The following is a 15,115-nucleotide window of genomic DNA, read 5'->3' on the forward strand; positions in this document are numbered from 1 at the left end:
TTCGCCGTGACCCCGTACTTGTTCAGGCCCAGCGCCGCGCTCCGTACCAGCGAGATGATCCCGCCCTTGGCCGCCGAGTAGTTCGCCTGGGCCACCGACCCCTGGTGGTTGCCGCTCGTGAAGCCGATCAGCGTCCCCGTGCCCTGCTTCCGCATGACCGCCGACGCCGCCCGGAAGAGCGTGAACGTCCCCTTCAGGTGCGTGGCGACGACCGGATCCCACTCCTCCTCCGACATGTTGAAGAGCATCCGTTCGCGCAGGATCCCGGCGACGCAGACGACCCCGTCGATCCGCCCGTACTCCGCGAGCGCCGTGTCGACGACCCGCTGCCCGCCCGCCATCGTCGAGATGTCGTCCGCGACCGCGACCGCCTCGCCCCCCGCCGCGACGATCTCCTTCACCACCCCCTGCGCTATCTCGCTCTCCGGCTCCCCGCCCTCGATCGAGACCCCGTAGTCGTTGACGACGACCCTGGCCCCTTCCGTCGCCGCGGCCAGTGCGACCGCGCGGCCGATGCCCCGTCCGGCACCCGTGACGGCGACCACCTTGCCTGCCAAGAAGTTCCCCATGCTCAGCCCTTCCCGTGGTTTCTGACGGACCGTTAGATTTTACGGGCAGTCGGACAGCCGAGCACAAGCCCCCCGGAGGACTGATGTCGATATCACCCCCAGCGCTCCCGCCCGAGTTCCATGAGATCGCCAAGCGCGTGAACAACTGGGGCCGTTGGGGCGCGGCCGACGAGATCGGCACGCTCAACCTCATCACCGACGACGTCGTGCACACCGCCGCCCGGTCCATCCGTACCGGCCGCCGCATCCCCCTCGCCCTCCCGCTCCAGGCGGACGGCGTGCAGACCGGCCTCATCCCCGGCCGCGTCAATCCGCTCCACGCCATGGTCCAGATCAACCAGGAGCTCTTCGGCCCCGGCACGGTCGCCACCAGCGACGACGCCGTGACGATGGGCCTCCAGGCGGCCACCCACTGGGACGCGCTCACCCATGCGTCGCACTCCGGCAAGATCTACAACGGCCGCCCCGCGACCACGATCACGCCCCACACACGCGCCGAGTTCAGCGGCATCGACAAGGCCCGCCATGTCGTCTCACGGGGTGTACTCCTCGACGTGGCCCGCGCGAAAGGACTCGACCGGCTCGCGGGCGGGCACGCCGTCACACCCGAAGACCTGGACGAGGCAGCGGAGTTCGCGGGCATCACGGTCAGGGCCGGCGACATCGTTCTCGTCCGTACGGGCCAGATCCAGGTCTACTTCACCGGCGACAAGCACGGCTACGGATATCCGTCGCCCGGCCTCTCCGTCCGTACCCCCGAGTGGTTCCACGCCCGCGACGTCGCCGCGGTCGCCAACGACACCCTCACCTTCGAGATCTTCCCGCCGGAGATCGAGGACCTCTGGCTGCCCGTGCACGCCCTCGACCTGGTCGAGATGGGCATGCTGCAGGGCCAGAACTGGAATCTCGAAGAACTGTCCACAGCCTGTGCAGAAGAGAAGCGCTACAGCTTCCTGCTCTCCGCGATGCCGGAGCCGTTCGTCGGCGGTACGGGAACACCGGTCGCGCCCGTGGCGATCCTCTAGCCGCGAGGGCCGCACGAGAAGTCGGTCGGGTGGCGGCGTTCGGCTGCCGCCACCCGGTCCGGCACTGGCCCTGCTCCCCTGCCCCGGAGGAGCCGGCACCGAGACGCGACCCGTACTCGCCAAGGCAGTCCGAGCCCTCGGCACCCCTCGGCGTCCCCTCGCAACGAATCGCACAACCAGGGTGTTGAGGCCGACACGGCCCGTCAACACCTGGTCAGAGCTTTGGGCGTTATGACCTATTTATGACGGCGCACGTCGGCTCGTACGCTCCGGCCTCGAATGCCTCTTCTGCGCCCCCACCGCCGGGCGCGCCGCGATCGACCTCGCACCAGATGGACTTGCCCGCACCTTCGGGCTGCCAGCCCCACCGGTCGGCCAGACCGTCGACGAGTTCAAGACCCCGGCCGTTGGTGTCGTCGCCCTCCGCATGACGCGGCCTGGGCGGCCGGCCGCTGGTGTCGGCCACCTCGACCCGTACCGTCCCCGCTTGCTCGGCGTCGGACTCCGACGGACCGAAGAGCATCCGCAGCACGGCCGGACAGCCCGTGTGCACCACCGCGTTGGTGACCAGCTCCGAAATCAGCAGGATCAGCGTCTCGGCTACGGACTCATCGACCTTTATCCCTGACCCGTCGAGCCGGGAACGTGCCCACCTACGGGCCCGCCCCACCTCCGCGGGGTCGGCCCCGACCTCCAGCTGAACCTGAAGCACCTGCACCGCTCACACCATCCGAACCGGCGGACACATCGCCTCTCGCCTCCAGGGAGTCACGGAACGTGATCCCCTTGGGAGACAGCATGGTTGACGTTCAGTCACCGCAACAAGCGCTTCGGGCATATTCCAGCGCGAAGGAGTAAGCGTGGTGCATACTGTGCGACGCTCGCTGCGGGAAGTCGAACGGGGGCGGCTGAGGGGTCCGGGGAGGGAGTCCCCAGAAGGCACAGCGTGCCCCCGTACGCTGCGAGCGGCGGGCATTGCACACCCCGGCGTCGCCGCACTGGCAACACCGGGACAGCTGCGCATCGGAGCCACTCGCATCCAACGGAGCGTACCGGAGCGAGGAGCCGACTCCGGCCCGTGACGACCCTGGCGCAGGACACAACCCGATATCAACGCACGGTGACCCCGGATCGGGCCCCTACAGCGCCGCCGCGTACCTCTCCTCCACCTGCGCGGCCGTCGGTCCCTGCGCGGACCGCACCCACGCCCGCTTCAGATGCAGGTGAACATCTGCCTCCCAGGTGAACCCCATGCCGCCGTACACCTGCAGACAGTCCCGTGCGTTCCGTACGGCCGCATCGTCGGCCAGCAGCTTGGCCCCCGCCGCATCGAGTCCTTCGCCCGTCACCGAAGCCGCGTAGACGGCCGCGCGCGCCAGCTCCGTCCGTACCAGCATCTGCGCGCAGAGGTGCTTGACGGCCTGAAAGGCGCCGATCGGCTGCCCGAATTGCTCGCGTTCGCCCGCATATTTGACCGCCATGGCGGTGGTGCGGCCCGCGCTGCCGAGCTGGAGGGCCGCGGTGAGCAGGACGGCGGCATCCGATATCCCGGTCTGGGCCGATCCGACCCGGTGCAGCGGGGTCAGCGGGTCCACCGACCGGATCGCCCGTGCCCCGCTCGCGTCGCCCCGCACGTGGTCCGCCTCCGCCAGCCATTCCACGAGCTGCCCGTCGACGTCGGTCACGACCGTCTCCCCGGTGGCAGCGCCCTTCACCTCCCCTGCTGCCAGATGGGTCGCCACCAGCGGTCCCGGCAGCAGCGCGCTCCCCGCCTCCTCGAAGACGAGTACGGCTTCGGGCAGCCCGAGGCCCACCCCGCCGTCCGCCTCCGGCAGCCGCAGCGCGAAGAAGCCCGCGTCCCCGAGCTCCCGCCACAGTCTCCGGTCGAGACTGCGTTCCTTCTCTTCGGCGCTCCCGACCGCGGCCCGCAGCGCCTCACGTCCGAAGCGCCCGGCGAGCAGCGCCCGGAAGCCGTCCTTCAAGGCTCGCTGGTCCTCGCTGAGTTGAAAGTCCACGGCGCGCGCTCACCGCCCCTTCGGCAGGCCGAGGATGCGCTCGGCGACGATGTTCTGCTGGATCTGGGAGGTCCCGGCGGCGATCGTGTACGAGAGCGAGGAGAGGCGGTCCGCGGTCCACTCCTGGGCCAGGTCCAGGGAGTCGGGGCCGAGCACCTCGGCCGCCGCCTCGTAGAGCTCCTGGCGGGCGTGCGAGTAGCGGAGCTTGAAGACGGAGCCGCCGGTTCCCGGGACGCCGCCCGTGCGCTGCGCCTCGCTCACGTTCCACTGGGTGAGGCGCCACAGGGCACCGAACTCGGCACTGAGGCGGCCGAGGGTGCGCCGCAGGACCGGATCGTCCCAGCGGCCGTTCTCCCGGGCCGCCGCGGCCAGCAGGCCCAGCGTGCGCCGGCAGGCGACGACCTCGCCCACGAAGGCGGTGCCGCGCTCGTAGGAGAGGGTCACCATCGTGACGCGCCAGCCGTCGTTCTCCTCACCGACCCGGTTGGCGACCGGGATCCGTACCTCGTCGAGGAACATCTCGGCGAACTCGGCGGATCCGGCGAGGGTACGGAGCGGCCGCACGGTGATCCCGGGAGCGTCCATGGGCATCGCGAGCCAGGAGATCCCGCGGTGCTTGGGGGCGGCAGGGCTGATGGGCTCCGTCCGTACGAGAAGCTCGCACCAGTCGGCGACCTCCGCGTGCGAGGTCCAGATCTTGGATCCGGTGACCACATAGTGGTCCCCGTCCCGGACCGCCTTCGTACGGAGCGATGCCAGGTCGGAGCCCGCGTCCGGCTCGCTGAACCCCTGGCACCAGGCCTCCTCGCCGCGCACCACGGGCTCCAGCCAGCGCGCGCGCTGCTCGTCCGTGCCCTCGGCGGCGATGGTGGGGCCCGCGTGCAGCAGCCCGACGAAGTTGGCGCCGACGTAGGGCGCCCCGGCCTCCTCGGTCTCCTCCAGGAAGATCAGGTGCTGGGTGGGGGTGGCGCCCCAGTGGACCTCGCCGTACCCGGCGTCGTACAGCCGGCGCTGCCAGCCGAGGTCGTAGGTGCGGCGCGCGGGCCAGTCGAGCGGGTCGGGCTTCGGCGGGAGCATGGGCAGGGTCCTGGCCAGCCACTCCCTGAGCCCGATCCTGAAGGCTTCCTCCTCCTCGGTGTAGGTGAGGTCCATCAGCGGCGGAGATCCTTGTCGAAATCGAGGCCCAGCATGCGGATCGCGTTGCCGCGCATCAGCTTGTAGATCGTCTCGTCGTCGAGTCCCTTGACGTGGTCGAGGGCCACTTCCTTGGTGTTCGGGAAGGTCGAGTCGACGTGCGGGTAGTCGGTCTCGAAGGTCGCGTTGTCGCGGCCGACGACGTCGATCGACGCGACGCCGTGCTTGTCGCGGAAGAAGCAGCAGAAAATCTGCCGGTAGTAGTACGTGGACGGCGGCTCGGGGATCAGATCGCGCACCCCGCCCCAGGCCCGGTGCTCCTCCCAGACGTCGTCGGCGCGCTCCAGGGCGTACGGGATCCACCCCATCTGGCCCTCGCTGTAGGCGAGTTTGAGCGTCGGGAACTTGACGAGGACCCCGCTGAAGAGGAAGTCCATCATCGAGGCCATGGCGTTGTTGAAGCTGAGCGCGGCCTGGACGGCGGGCGGTGCGTCGGGGGATGCGGCCGGCATCTGCGAGCTGGATCCGATGTGCATGTTGACGACCGTTTCCGTCTCCTGGCAGACCGCGAAGAACGGGTCCCAGTAGCCGGAGTGGATGGACGGCAGCCCGAGGTGGGTCGGGATCTCGGAGAACGTCACGGCCCGTACGCCGCGTGCCGCGTTGCGCCTGATCTCGGCGACCGCGAGGTCGATGTCCCAGAGGGGGATGATGCAGAGCGGGATGAGCCGGCCGCCGCTGCCGCCGCACCACTCCTCGACCATCCAGTCGTTGTACGCCCGTACGCACGCCAGCGCGACTTCCTTGTCGTGCGCCTCCGCGAAGGTCTGCCCGCAGAAGCGCGGGAAGGTCGGGAAGCAGAGGGAGGCCTCGACATGGTTGAGGTCCATGTCCTTGAGCCGCTCGACCGGGTCCCAGCAGCCGCGCCGCATCTCGGCGCGGGTGATGCCCTCCAGGGTCATCTCGTCGCGGTCGAAGCCGACCGCCGCGATATTGCGCTTGTACGGGAACTTCAGGTCCTCGTAGATCCACCAGTCGGTCGGCGGCCCTTCGGGGTCCATCGTGATCCGGTACTTCCCCGCCACATAGGCGAGTTCACCGATGCCCGCGGTGAGCGGCTTGGGTCCTCGGTCCCGGTACTTGGCCGGGAGCCACGTCTCGAAGAGATGAGCCGGCTCGATCACATGGTCGTCGACGCTGATGATCCGAGGCAGTTCGGTCATGTTGGCTGTCCCCTCCGGCATTTCTGATGGACCGTCAGAAACAGGCTAGCCCCGCACCCTCTGGACCGACAAGGCACAGAGCTCTACGCTCTCCGCACGATCTGATGACCCGTCAGTTACGAGGGGACCCCAGTGGACGACAGCACAGTGGACGACACCGCACACACCCTGGGCGCCTCGCGCACGCTCTGGGAACTCCTGGACCGCCGCGCCGCGCTCACCCCGGACCGCCCCGTGCTCCTCCAGGAGGACCGCGCCATCACCTTCGGTGAGCTGCGGGACCGCTCGGAGCGGGTGGCAGCCGGGCTGTACGGACTCGGCGTGCGCCCGGGCAGCGTGGTCGCCTGGCAGCTGCCCACCCGGATCGAAACGGTGCTGCTCTCGCTCGCCCTGGCCAGGCTCGGAGCCGTGCAGTCGCCCGTCATCCCGTTCTACCGCGACCGCGAGGTGGGCTTCGCGCTGCGCGCGTCGGGGGCGTCCTACTTCGCCGTACCGGGAACCTGGCGCGGATTCGACCACACGGCGATGGCGCACCGCCTGGCGCTGGAGCTCCCCGACCCCCTGATCACCTTCGAGGCGTACGACAACCTCCCCGACGGCGACCCGGCCGTTCTCCCCGACCCGCCCTCGTCCGGCACCGACGTCCGCTGGATCTACTGGACCTCGGGCACGACGTCCGACCCCAAGGGCGTCCTGCACACGGACCGTTCACTGATCGCCGGCGGCTCGTGCCTGGCACACGCCCTGCACCTCACACCCGACGACGTGGGCTCGATGGCCTTCCCCTTCGCGCACATCGCGGGCCCCGACTACACGGTGATGCTGCTGCTGTACGGCTTCCCCGCGGTGCTCTTCGAGAAGTTCGCGCTGCCCGACGCACTGGCGGAGTACCGCCGCCACGGCGTCACGGTGGCGGGCGGCTCCACCGCGTTCTACTCGATGTTCCTCACCGAACAGCGCAAGGCTCCCGCCGAGAAGCTCATCCCCACCCTGCGCCTCCTCGCCGGCGGCGGCGCCCCCAAGCCGCCCGAGGTCTACCACTCCGTGGTCCGCGAGATGGGCGTCCAGCTCACCCACGGCTACGGCATGACCGAGGTCCCCATGATCACGATGGGCGCCCCCGACGACACGGCCGAGAACCTGGCCACGACGGAGGGCCGCCCGCCCGCCGGGATGGAGATCCGCATCACCGACGAGTACGGCAAGGTGCTGCCCCCGGACACCGACGGCGAGGTCAGGCTGCGCGGGGAGGCGGTCTGCCAGGGCTATCTCGACCCGGCGCAGTCCGCCGGCGTATTCGATGCGGAGGGTTTCCTGATCACGGGCGACCTGGGCCACCTCACCGCCTCCGGCCACCTCGTCCTCACCGGCCGGCTCAAGGACATCATCATCCGCAAGGGCGAGAACATCTCCGCCAAGGAGATAGAGAACCTGCTCCACCGGCACCCGGCGGTGGGCGACGTGGCGGTCGTCGGTCTGCCGGACACGGAGCGGGGGGAGCTGGTCTGCGCGGTGGTGGAGCAGCCGGCGGGGGCGGCGGAGCTGACGCTGGCCGGGCTGGTCACGTATCTCCGCGCGGAGGGGCTCGCCACGCACAAGCTGCCCGAGCGGCTTGAGGTGGTCGACGCGCTGCCGCGCAACGAGGCGCTGCGCAAGGTCCTCAAGTACCAGCTGCGTGAGCGGTACAGCTGAGGCAGCCGAGGGGCCGGTTCGGCGAAACGGATATAGCGTGCATTATGCCGATCTGTGGCATAGGAGGCATACATGTCCGAGCTCATCGTCATCGGCTACGAAGACCCTGCCGTTGCGAACAAGGCCTTCAGGGCCGTTCAGCAGCTGAAGAAGGACTCCGTGGTCGACTACAGCGGCCTCGCCGTCGTCTCGGTGGACGCGCAGGGCGAGACGCACGTCGACACACCCCGCAGGGACGAGAAGGTCCCGATCGCGGCCACCGCGGGAGCCCTGTGGGGCCTGGTATTCGGCATGGTCATCCTGGTGCCCGTGTTCGGCGTGGTGGGAGCCGCCGTCGGCGGTCTCGCCGGGAAGCTCAGCCAGATGGGGCTCGACGCCAAGTTCCGGGCGAGGGTCGACTCGCTCCTGCAGCCCGGCTCGGCGGCCGTCGTGGTCATGGCCCCGACCACCGGGGAGGCCTTCTCCACGGAGATGGCCAAGTTCGGCGGGACCGTGCTGAAGACGACGCTGCCCGAGGACGAGGAGAAGGAGCTCTCCGAGATGCTCCTCGCGGGCACCGCCTGAGCCAGAGGGGTCAGGGGCGGCGCGGCGACGCGCCGCCCCTTTGCGTACTGCCGGTCTGCGTACTGCCGGTCTGCGTACTGCCGATCAGAACCGACCAGGCCTGGTCGGATTGGGGCTCACCCGATGGCGTAGTACGAGGCGAACGCGGCCAGCACCTCTTCCTCCGTGATCCGGCCGTCGCCGTCACCGTCCAGCGCCCCGGCCACTTCCCGCGCGACCTCCGCCGGCACCCCGAGCGTGCGCAGCACACGGTCCGCCGCCGCGGGCGTCGGCCCGCCCGCGTCCTCGTCCGCCACGGCGATCACCGCGTGCAGGAAGGGCCGGGCGATCTCCGCGAAGCGCTTCGGGTTGTCGCGGAGGCGTTTCATCGCCCCGGTGACGAACTCCTGGCGCGTGATCCGCTGGTCACCGTCCACATCAGCTATCCCTGCCATGCCCTGCCAGAAGGCTTCCGCCCCGGCGTAGAGCGCCTGTCCCTTGTCGCACCGCGCCGTCGTGGAGAACTCCGCGAGCAGTGCCTTCGCCGCCGCGCTGAAGTCCTCGCGGTCGATCCAGCCATTGCCGTCCTGGTCGAAGGTGGTGAACCGGGACGCCGTCTTGCGCTCGTACTCTGCGCTGTCCATGCGGGGAGCGTACGACTCGTCGGAGGCGGGTGGGGGAATTACGCCGAGAGCGGCTGGGCCTCGTCCTGCGTGGCCGTGGCCACGTCCCCGTACACCTCGAAGAGCCGGCGCACGCCGAGGGCTCCGAGGACCTTGTTCACGTGCGAGCCGTCCTCGGCCCCGTGGGCAGGCAGGATCAGGCGCAGGCGGCCCTGGCAGGAGCGGAGGAGGCGGCGGGTGGCGATCAGGACGCCGACCCCGCTGGAATCGCAGAAGAAGACCTCCGACAGGTCGAGGACCACGTCGTGCCGCCCGGCCGCCACCGCGTCGTGCACCCGCTTGCGGACCACCGGCGAGCTCACCAGGTCCAGCTCGCCGGAGACATGCAGTACGGCCCATCCGCCCTGTTCGGCTTCCACCACGTTCAGCATCACGCGACTGGACCTTCCCGTTCCGGTTCATGCCCCCGCTGTGCGCAGCTGCCCCGCAGCTCTCCCATGAAACACCGTTCCCAGGAGCCACACACCGAAGGTTTCGGACAGAAGTGATCATATTTGGTCGCGGACGCTGACAGGTTCTTTATCATCGCGAGCCGTCCACCGGGCGCACTTACCGCAAAGGCACCTGCATTGTCAGCGCATCGCACTACATTCGAAGGGGTAGAGGGGCACAGCTTGGGGGCCATATGCCAAAGGACGCACCACCCCGGTGGGACCGCAGGATGCAGCAGCGTCTGGCGCGGGGTGAGGCCGCCGCGCTCGGTGAGCTCTACGACCGGTTCGCGTCACTCGTGCACAGCCTTGCGCACCGGGTGCTCGACGACGACGAGGCGGCCGACCGCATCACGCGCGAGGTGTTCGGTTATGTATGGGAAAACCCTGATGCGTACGACCCCAAGCAGGGGTCGATGAGGTCATGGGTTGCCACCCTCGCCCACCGCCAGGCCGTGCACCGGCTGCGCCAGACCGAGGCGGCCGCACTCGCGGCGGGCGGCGACGGCACCACCGAGGATCTGGAGCAGAAGGTACGGCAGGCCTCCGTGGCCGCCCGCGCCGACTACATCGTGACGTCCATGCCCGCCCCGCTGCGGGCCGCACTCGAACTCGCCTACTTCCAGCGCAGGGACTACCGGCAGACCGCCGTCGACCTCGGGGTCACCGAGGACGAGGCACGGCGCCGGCTGCGACTGGGACTGCAGCTGCTCTCCACGGCCAACACCCGCCCCGTGACCGGCGCTTCGACGCCGCCCGGATACGGACGGACGCTGTGAACGGCCCGCTGGAGGACGGCATGCCCGAGCCCGAGGACGGTCTCCCGCCGCGGATACCGGCTCAGCGCGGGGCCGCGGACGCCCGCGACGAGCTCCCGGCGGCGCCCCTCGCCCTGACCCACAAGGTGCTGAAGTCCCTGCTCGGCGCCTGGGCCCTGGCCGCCTGCTCGCCCCAGGAGACCGAAGCCGTCGAGGCGCACCTCACCACCTGCGCCGCCTGCGCCGACGAGGCGCTGCGGCTGCGCGACGCGGTGGGCCTGCTGCACACCGACCGGAACCTGGACCTCGACCCGCTGCTCAGGTCGCGGGTCCTGCAGGGATGCCTGGCCGGGCGGCCCGCCCGTATCCCCGTACCGGAATGGGCTGCTCCGTACGATGCGGAAACCGCCCGACTCGACGCCCTGCTCAATGACTTCGGCGACGCCGAGTGGCATGCCCCGGTGCGGCTGAAGTGGTTCGAGAGCGAGCAGCCGGTGTCCCGGCGGACGACGGTCGCGGGCGTCATCGCCCATCTCCTGTCGGTGGACGCGCTGGTCGCGATGGCGCTGGGCCTGGAGGACCCCCTGGGCGAGGCGGCCCCTTCCGCGGGACCCACCGAGCGCACCGAGCACTTCTGGCGCTCCAGCCACTTCCCGCCGACGCGCAGGATCCGCGAGCCCTGGCGGGACCAGGGACACGATCTGATCCGTACGGTGTCCTTCGCGGGCCGCGGAGTGGCCGAACTGGCCGTCCCGTACGGCGCCAGGGGAGACAAGCACAGCAGCCTGCCCCTCCAGGACTCGCTCCTCGACCGGGCCTTCGAGTGCTGGGTGCACGCGGGCGACATCGCGGAGGCGGTGGACTATCCGTACGACCCACCTGCGGCCGCCCATCTGCACACGATGATCGACCTGGCCGCCCGGCTGCTCCCCGGCACCCTCGCGGGACGCCGCCGTGCCGGCCTGGCCGCCCCCGCACGACACCTGGTCAGGGCGGGCACTCCCGGGCGCAGTCTGCGCCTGGAGATCGAGGGCGTGGGAGGCGGCAACTGGTACATCGCGCTGGACTCCCCCGCAGCGATCGCCTCACCGGACCGGGCGGTGGCGCACATCGCGCTGGACGGCGTGGAGTTCTGCCGGCTGGCGGCGGGCCATATCTCCCCGGAGGAGGCGGCAGCGGGCCAGGACGGCGACCGCGAGGCAATCAGAGACGTGCTGTTCGCAGCAGCCTCAATGAGCCGACTCTGACACCAAGCCAGCCCGGGCATATCAAGCCCGTCCGGCGATTGAGGACACGCGGCCGAAGGTCGCGTACCCCACGGACCGACCGTCAGGCGAAGACGACCGTACGCCGCCCGTTCAGCAGAATCCGATGCTCCGCATGCCACTTGACGGCCCGCGCCAGCGCCCGGCACTCCACGTCACGCCCCACCGCCACCAGCTGGTCCGGAGTGACCTCGTGTCCCACCCGCTCGACCTCCTGCTCGATGATCGGACCCTCGTCGAGGTCGGCCGTCACATAGTGCGCCGTCGCGCCGATCAGCTTCACACCGCGCGCATGCGCCTGGTGGTAGGGCTTCGCGCCCTTGAAGCTCGGCAGGAAGGAGTGGTGGATATTGATGATCCGGCCGTTCAGCTGCTTGCAGAAGTCGTCCGAGAGCACCTGCATGTAGCGGGCCAGCACGACCAGCTCCACACGTTCCTCACGTACGAGCTCGATCACCTGCGCCTCGGCCGCCGCCTTGGTCTCCTTCGTCACCGGGATGTGGCGGAAGGGGATGGCGTACGAGCCGACCAGCTCCTCGAAGTCCGTGTGGTTGGAGACCACGGCCGCGATCTCGACCGGCAGCGCGCCGGTCCGCGAGCGGAAAAGCAGGTCGTTCAGGCAGTGGCCGAACTTGGACACCATCAGCACGATCCGCATCCGGTCGCCGTCACCGGCCCGGTGGAGCTGCCAGTCCATGGCGAAGGAGTCGCCGACCGCCGTGAAGCTCGCCCGCAGCTTCTCCAGGTTCACCGGCGCCTCGGCCGAGAAGTGGACCCGCATGAAGAAGAGGCCGGTGTCACGGTCCCCGAACTGCTGGCTGTCCTCGATGTTGCAGCCCGTGATGAAGAGGTAAGAGGACACCGCGTGCACGATGCCCTGCCTGTCCGGGCAGGAGAGCGTGAGGACGTACTGGTCGGTCATGCGGGACAGGGTGCCACAATCCGCCGAGGTCAGGCGGCTCTGGTCAGTATGCGGAGCACCTCGAGGGTGCGCGGGGCGGCATCCGGGTCGTCCTCGTCGGCGGTGGCGAGGCGTACGTGCGCCTCGCGTGCCGCCCGTACCGCTTCCGGCCAGCCGTGATGCTGCATGTACCCGGACACGGGGGCGTCCGGCCCCACCTGGTGCATGATCCGCAGCACGCGCAGCACGGCGACGTCGACCAGGGCGGCCTCGCCCGAGTCGCGGAATATCGTCCCGACGTACTTCTCGGCCGACCAGTTGTCGAGCCACGTGTCCTCGACCAGGCGGTAGACGGCGTCGGTGACATCCCCGTAACCCTCAAGGCCGGCCAGCCAGCATTCCTGGTGGAAGGCGGGGTCGGAGAGCATGTGGAGCGCCGAGCGCACATTGGCGCGCCAGCGCCACCACGGCATGTCGTTGAGTGGCATGGAACCCATGGTGGTGGAGCGGCGGGCTCGACGGGAAGGGGTTTCGGAAGAAGCTGACACGATTTCGATCGTACGTTCCCTTCTCGCCCGTCCGTCCGCACCCCCGCTATTCACCTCGGCGTCACCCAGCGTTGAGCGAAGGCCACCGCCACGTTACGCATGAGGCGGAAATGTGCATGCCCATGACCGGTGCGCGACGCTCCACCTCCTTCCTCCTCGCTCTGACCACGGCGGCCGGAGCCTCGCTCCTCACCGGATGTGGGGTGCTCCCTGGGATCACGGGGGGTTCCAGGGAGCCCCTCACGGTGATGACCTGGGCCCCCGACGGGACCCAGGCCACCAATATGCCGGGTATGCCCGCCACGGCGGTCGCCTTCTCCCGCTGGGTCAACGACAACGGCGGGATCGACGGGCACCGGCTCAAGGTGCTCACGTGCAACGAGCAGAACACCAACATCGGCGCGGGCAACTGCGCCCGGCGGGCGGTCAAGGAGGGCGCGGTCGCGGTCGTCGGCTCGTACAGCCAGTTCGGCTCGGCCTTCATGCCCCCGCTGGAGGCCGCGGGAATTCCGTTCATCGGGGGTTACGGCATCTCCGGCGAGGAGTTCACCTCCACCGACTCCTACCCCGTCAACGGCGGCCAGGCCGCGCTGCTCGCCGGCAACGGCCGGCAGCTCGCACGCGACTGCGAGCGCGTCGCGCTCGTACGCCCCGACACCATCGACGGCGACGACCTGCCCCCGCTCATCAACTCCGGTCTGACGGAGGGCAGTCGGCACGAAGTCGCCGACATCCGCGCGGCCGACGACGCGGGCGATTACAGCTCGGTGGCCGCACAGGCATTGGAGCGCGCCGGCGCGGGACCCGGAGTACCGGCACGGATAGGCAGGTCCGCAGCACGGCAGCAGGCGCGGAAGGGGTGCGTCACGGCCGTGCTCGGGGAGCGCACCGAAACCTTCCTGGACTCCTTCCGCCGGGTCGAGACCGCCGACCAGAAGGTACGGATCTCCTCGGTCGTCGGCAGCGTCGGCCAGGCGCTGATCGACTCCACCGGCGGCAAGGAGGGGCCCTTCGAGGGGGCGTACGTCACCGGCTGGTACCCGGAGTCGGGCGATCCGCGCTGGGACGCGATGCGCCGGGTCGTCGACAAGTACGCCTTCGGGGACAACCGCATCGACACGGACGACGCGGGGGTGCAGACGACCTGGATCGCGTACACCGTGCTGAAGCAGGCCGTCGAGTCCCTCGACAAGGACTCCGTCTCCACCCGCGAGCTGGCCGGCAGGCTCGACCACGGGCAGCCGGTGACGACGGGCGGGCTCACCCCCGCGCTGCGGTGGGACTTCGCGTCGATGCTGGCTTCGGCGGACTTCCCGCGGGTGGTCAACCGCTCGGTGACGTACCAAGTGGTGCGGCAGGGGCGGCTGGTGGCGCAGCGGAAGGGCTTTGTGAACGTGGGCCCGACGCTGGAGAACGCGCGTACGTCGGGCTGAGTCCCGTCTCTTCTCGGCTCGGCTAGAGCTGGGTGGAGCCGCGCTTCGTCAGTCCGTACTGGGCGGCGATCGTGTTCCAGAGCCCGGACGCCTCCTTCTTGGCGGCACTGGCCTGGCCGCTGGCCGCGTCGCCCTGGCCCGCCTGCGAGGTACGGCGGGCCTGGCCCTTCTTGCAGCCGTGCTTCTTCGCCTTGACCACCTGGTCGGCCCAGGCCGCGTAGTGCTCGTCNNGGACCTTATGTCGCCGACGGCGCGGATCACGGTGGAGCGGCTGCTGCTGCTGCCCGCGAGCAGCTTGTCGAGCTCCACGGCCTGGGCCTTGCCGGCATCGGCGGCGGGCTGACCCGAGCTCTTGTCCGGGGCGGACGAGGAGGAGGCGACGGGCTGCTTGTCGTCCTTCGAGTCGCCATTGCCGCTGCTCATCAGGGCGCCCACGCCGATGCCGATGACCGCGCAGCCGACGACCACGGCGGCGATGATCGGCATCTTGGAGGAACGGCGGCCGGGCTCGGGGGCCTGGTCGGGCTCGTAGGCGTACTGCTGCTGGTGCTGCTGCGGGGGTGGCTGGGGTGAGTACTGGCGCTGGTCCTGCGGCGGCTGGTACTGCTGAGGCTGCTGGTGCTGCTGCGGATCGAAGCGGGGCATCTGCTGGGTCTCGCCCGCCGCTTGGGGCGGCCCGTCGGTCCGGAAGAGGCTGTCGAACTCGGGGGGCGGCTGACGGTCCTCGGGGGCTCCGGGCCGTATGCCGTACGGGGCGCTGTCCGGTGCGGCCGGGACAGGCGGGATGAACTGGGTGGCGTCCGCGTCCTGGCCCTGCGGCGCGTAGCCGAGGAACTGGGTCGAGTCGGCCGCGGGCACCGGCGCGATGAACTGCGTGGCGTCGGCGGCGCCGTGG

15 protein-coding genes are annotated in these 15,115 nt (G+C 70.0%); 6 read left to right on the forward strand and 9 right to left on the reverse strand.

Going from position 1 to position 15,115, the window contains the following annotated elements; translation table 11 throughout:
- Positions 1–569, reverse strand: a 569-nt coding sequence (locus J0695_RS18515; RefSeq protein WP_206963197.1) for an SDR family NAD(P)-dependent oxidoreductase, incomplete at its 3' end; no start/stop codon positions are given.
- An 83-nt stretch (positions 570–652) separates the two neighbouring features.
- Here J0695_RS18515 and J0695_RS18520 point away from each other — a divergent pair.
- Entirely contained in the window at positions 653–1,594 is a 942-nt protein-coding gene (locus J0695_RS18520; protein ID WP_206963198.1) for a cyclase family protein, read from the forward strand.
- A gap of 229 nt (positions 1,595–1,823) precedes the next feature.
- On the opposite strand, the gene J0695_RS18525 is transcribed toward J0695_RS18520, so the two are convergent.
- The 4 genes from J0695_RS18525 to J0695_RS18540 all read right to left on the reverse strand — a co-directional run bounded on the left by J0695_RS18525 (position 1,824) and on the right by J0695_RS18540 (position 5,966).
- A complete protein-coding gene (locus J0695_RS18525; protein ID WP_206963199.1) occupies positions 1,824–2,312 on the reverse strand; it encodes an ATP-binding protein in 489 nt (162 codons plus the stop codon).
- Between the two features lie 421 nt (positions 2,313–2,733).
- On the reverse strand, positions 2,734–3,609 hold the full coding sequence (locus J0695_RS18530) for an acyl-CoA dehydrogenase family protein (protein WP_206963200.1): 876 nt from the start codon (positions 3,607–3,609) through the stop codon (positions 2,734–2,736).
- A 9-nt stretch (positions 3,610–3,618) separates the two neighbouring features.
- Positions 3,619–4,761 (reverse strand): acyl-CoA dehydrogenase family protein, encoded by a 1,143-nt coding sequence (locus tag J0695_RS18535; protein ID WP_206963201.1) that lies wholly within the window; start codon positions 4,759–4,761, stop codon positions 3,619–3,621.
- Positions 4,761–5,966, reverse strand: coding sequence for an amidohydrolase family protein (locus J0695_RS18540; RefSeq protein WP_206963202.1), 1,206 nt, complete (start codon positions 5,964–5,966; stop codon positions 4,761–4,763). Before J0695_RS18540 ends, J0695_RS18535 begins: the two co-directional genes overlap by 1 nt.
- A gap of 147 nt (positions 5,967–6,113) precedes the next feature.
- Between J0695_RS18540 and J0695_RS18545 the strand changes: the two genes are divergently transcribed.
- Both J0695_RS18545 and J0695_RS18550 read left to right on the forward strand, forming a co-directional pair.
- Positions 6,114–7,658 (forward strand): AMP-binding protein, encoded by a 1,545-nt coding sequence (locus J0695_RS18545; protein WP_206963209.1) that lies wholly within the window; start codon positions 6,114–6,116, stop codon positions 7,656–7,658.
- Positions 7,659–7,730: 72 nt separating this feature from the next.
- Positions 7,731–8,222, forward strand: a complete 492-nt coding sequence (locus tag J0695_RS18550) for a DUF1269 domain-containing protein (protein ID WP_206963203.1) — start codon at positions 7,731–7,733, stop codon at positions 8,220–8,222.
- A gap of 116 nt (positions 8,223–8,338) precedes the next feature.
- On the opposite strand, the gene J0695_RS18555 is transcribed toward J0695_RS18550, so the two are convergent.
- Positions 8,339–8,845, reverse strand: a complete 507-nt coding sequence (locus tag J0695_RS18555) for an EF-hand domain-containing protein (protein WP_206963204.1) — start codon at positions 8,843–8,845, stop codon at positions 8,339–8,341.
- 38 nt (positions 8,846–8,883) lie between these two features.
- Positions 8,884–9,258 carry an STAS domain-containing protein gene (locus J0695_RS18560; RefSeq protein ID WP_206963205.1) on the reverse strand — a complete coding sequence of 125 codons (375 nt, stop codon included), beginning with the start codon at positions 9,256–9,258 and terminating at the stop codon, positions 8,884–8,886.
- 251 nt (positions 9,259–9,509) lie between these two features.
- Between J0695_RS18560 and J0695_RS18565 the strand changes: the two genes are divergently transcribed.
- Together J0695_RS18565 and J0695_RS18570 are read left to right on the forward strand one after the other, a co-directional pair.
- On the forward strand, positions 9,510–10,094 hold the full coding sequence (locus J0695_RS18565; RefSeq protein WP_206963206.1) for a sigma-70 family RNA polymerase sigma factor: 585 nt from the start codon (positions 9,510–9,512) through the stop codon (positions 10,092–10,094).
- 20 nt (positions 10,095–10,114) lie between these two features.
- Positions 10,115–11,320: a zf-HC2 domain-containing protein gene (locus J0695_RS18570; protein WP_206963210.1), complete on the forward strand. Its 1,206-nt coding sequence runs from the start codon at positions 10,115–10,117 to the stop codon at positions 11,318–11,320.
- Positions 11,321–11,402: 82 nt separating this feature from the next.
- Here J0695_RS18570 and purU read toward each other — a convergent pair whose 3' ends face one another.
- Positions 11,403–12,260 (reverse strand): formyltetrahydrofolate deformylase, encoded by an 858-nt coding sequence (gene purU, locus J0695_RS18575; RefSeq protein WP_206963207.1) that lies wholly within the window; start codon positions 12,258–12,260, stop codon positions 11,403–11,405.
- 29 nt (positions 12,261–12,289) lie between these two features.
- Entirely contained in the window at positions 12,290–12,736 is a 447-nt protein-coding gene (locus J0695_RS18580; protein WP_206963211.1) for an SCO4402 family protein, read from the reverse strand.
- A gap of 173 nt (positions 12,737–12,909) precedes the next feature.
- Between J0695_RS18580 and J0695_RS18585 the strand changes: the two genes are divergently transcribed.
- Positions 12,910–14,220, forward strand: a complete 1,311-nt coding sequence (locus J0695_RS18585) for an ABC transporter substrate-binding protein (protein WP_242552850.1) — start codon at positions 12,910–12,912, stop codon at positions 14,218–14,220.
- The last annotated feature ends 895 nt before the right edge of the window (positions 14,221–15,115 follow it).

The organism is Streptomyces beijiangensis (genome assembly GCF_017315755.1).
GTDB classification, from domain to species: Bacteria; Actinomycetota; Actinomycetes; order Streptomycetales; family Streptomycetaceae; genus Streptomyces; species Streptomyces beijiangensis.

Coding starts and splice junctions, on each gene's coding strand:
- J0695_RS18570 (WP_206963210.1), top strand. CDS start 10,115: ATGCCCGAGCCCGAGGACGGTCTCCCGCCGCGGATACCGGCTCAGCGC.
- J0695_RS18540 (WP_206963202.1), bottom strand. CDS start 5,966: ATGACCGAACTGCCTCGGATCATCAGCGTCGACGACCATGTGATCGAG.
- J0695_RS18550 (WP_206963203.1), top strand. CDS start 7,731: ATGTCCGAGCTCATCGTCATCGGCTACGAAGACCCTGCCGTTGCGAAC.
- J0695_RS18580 (WP_206963211.1), bottom strand. CDS start 12,736: ATGGGTTCCATGCCACTCAACGACATGCCGTGGTGGCGCTGGCGCGCC.
- J0695_RS18565 (WP_206963206.1), top strand. CDS start 9,510: ATGCCAAAGGACGCACCACCCCGGTGGGACCGCAGGATGCAGCAGCGT.
- purU (WP_206963207.1), bottom strand. CDS start 12,260: ATGACCGACCAGTACGTCCTCACGCTCTCCTGCCCGGACAGGCAGGGC.
- J0695_RS18520 (WP_206963198.1), top strand. CDS start 653: ATGTCGATATCACCCCCAGCGCTCCCGCCCGAGTTCCATGAGATCGCC.
- J0695_RS18555 (WP_206963204.1), bottom strand. CDS start 8,845: ATGGACAGCGCAGAGTACGAGCGCAAGACGGCGTCCCGGTTCACCACC.
- J0695_RS18535 (WP_206963201.1), bottom strand. CDS start 4,761: ATGGACCTCACCTACACCGAGGAGGAGGAAGCCTTCAGGATCGGGCTC.
- J0695_RS18585 (WP_242552850.1), top strand. CDS start 12,910: ATGACCGGTGCGCGACGCTCCACCTCCTTCCTCCTCGCTCTGACCACG.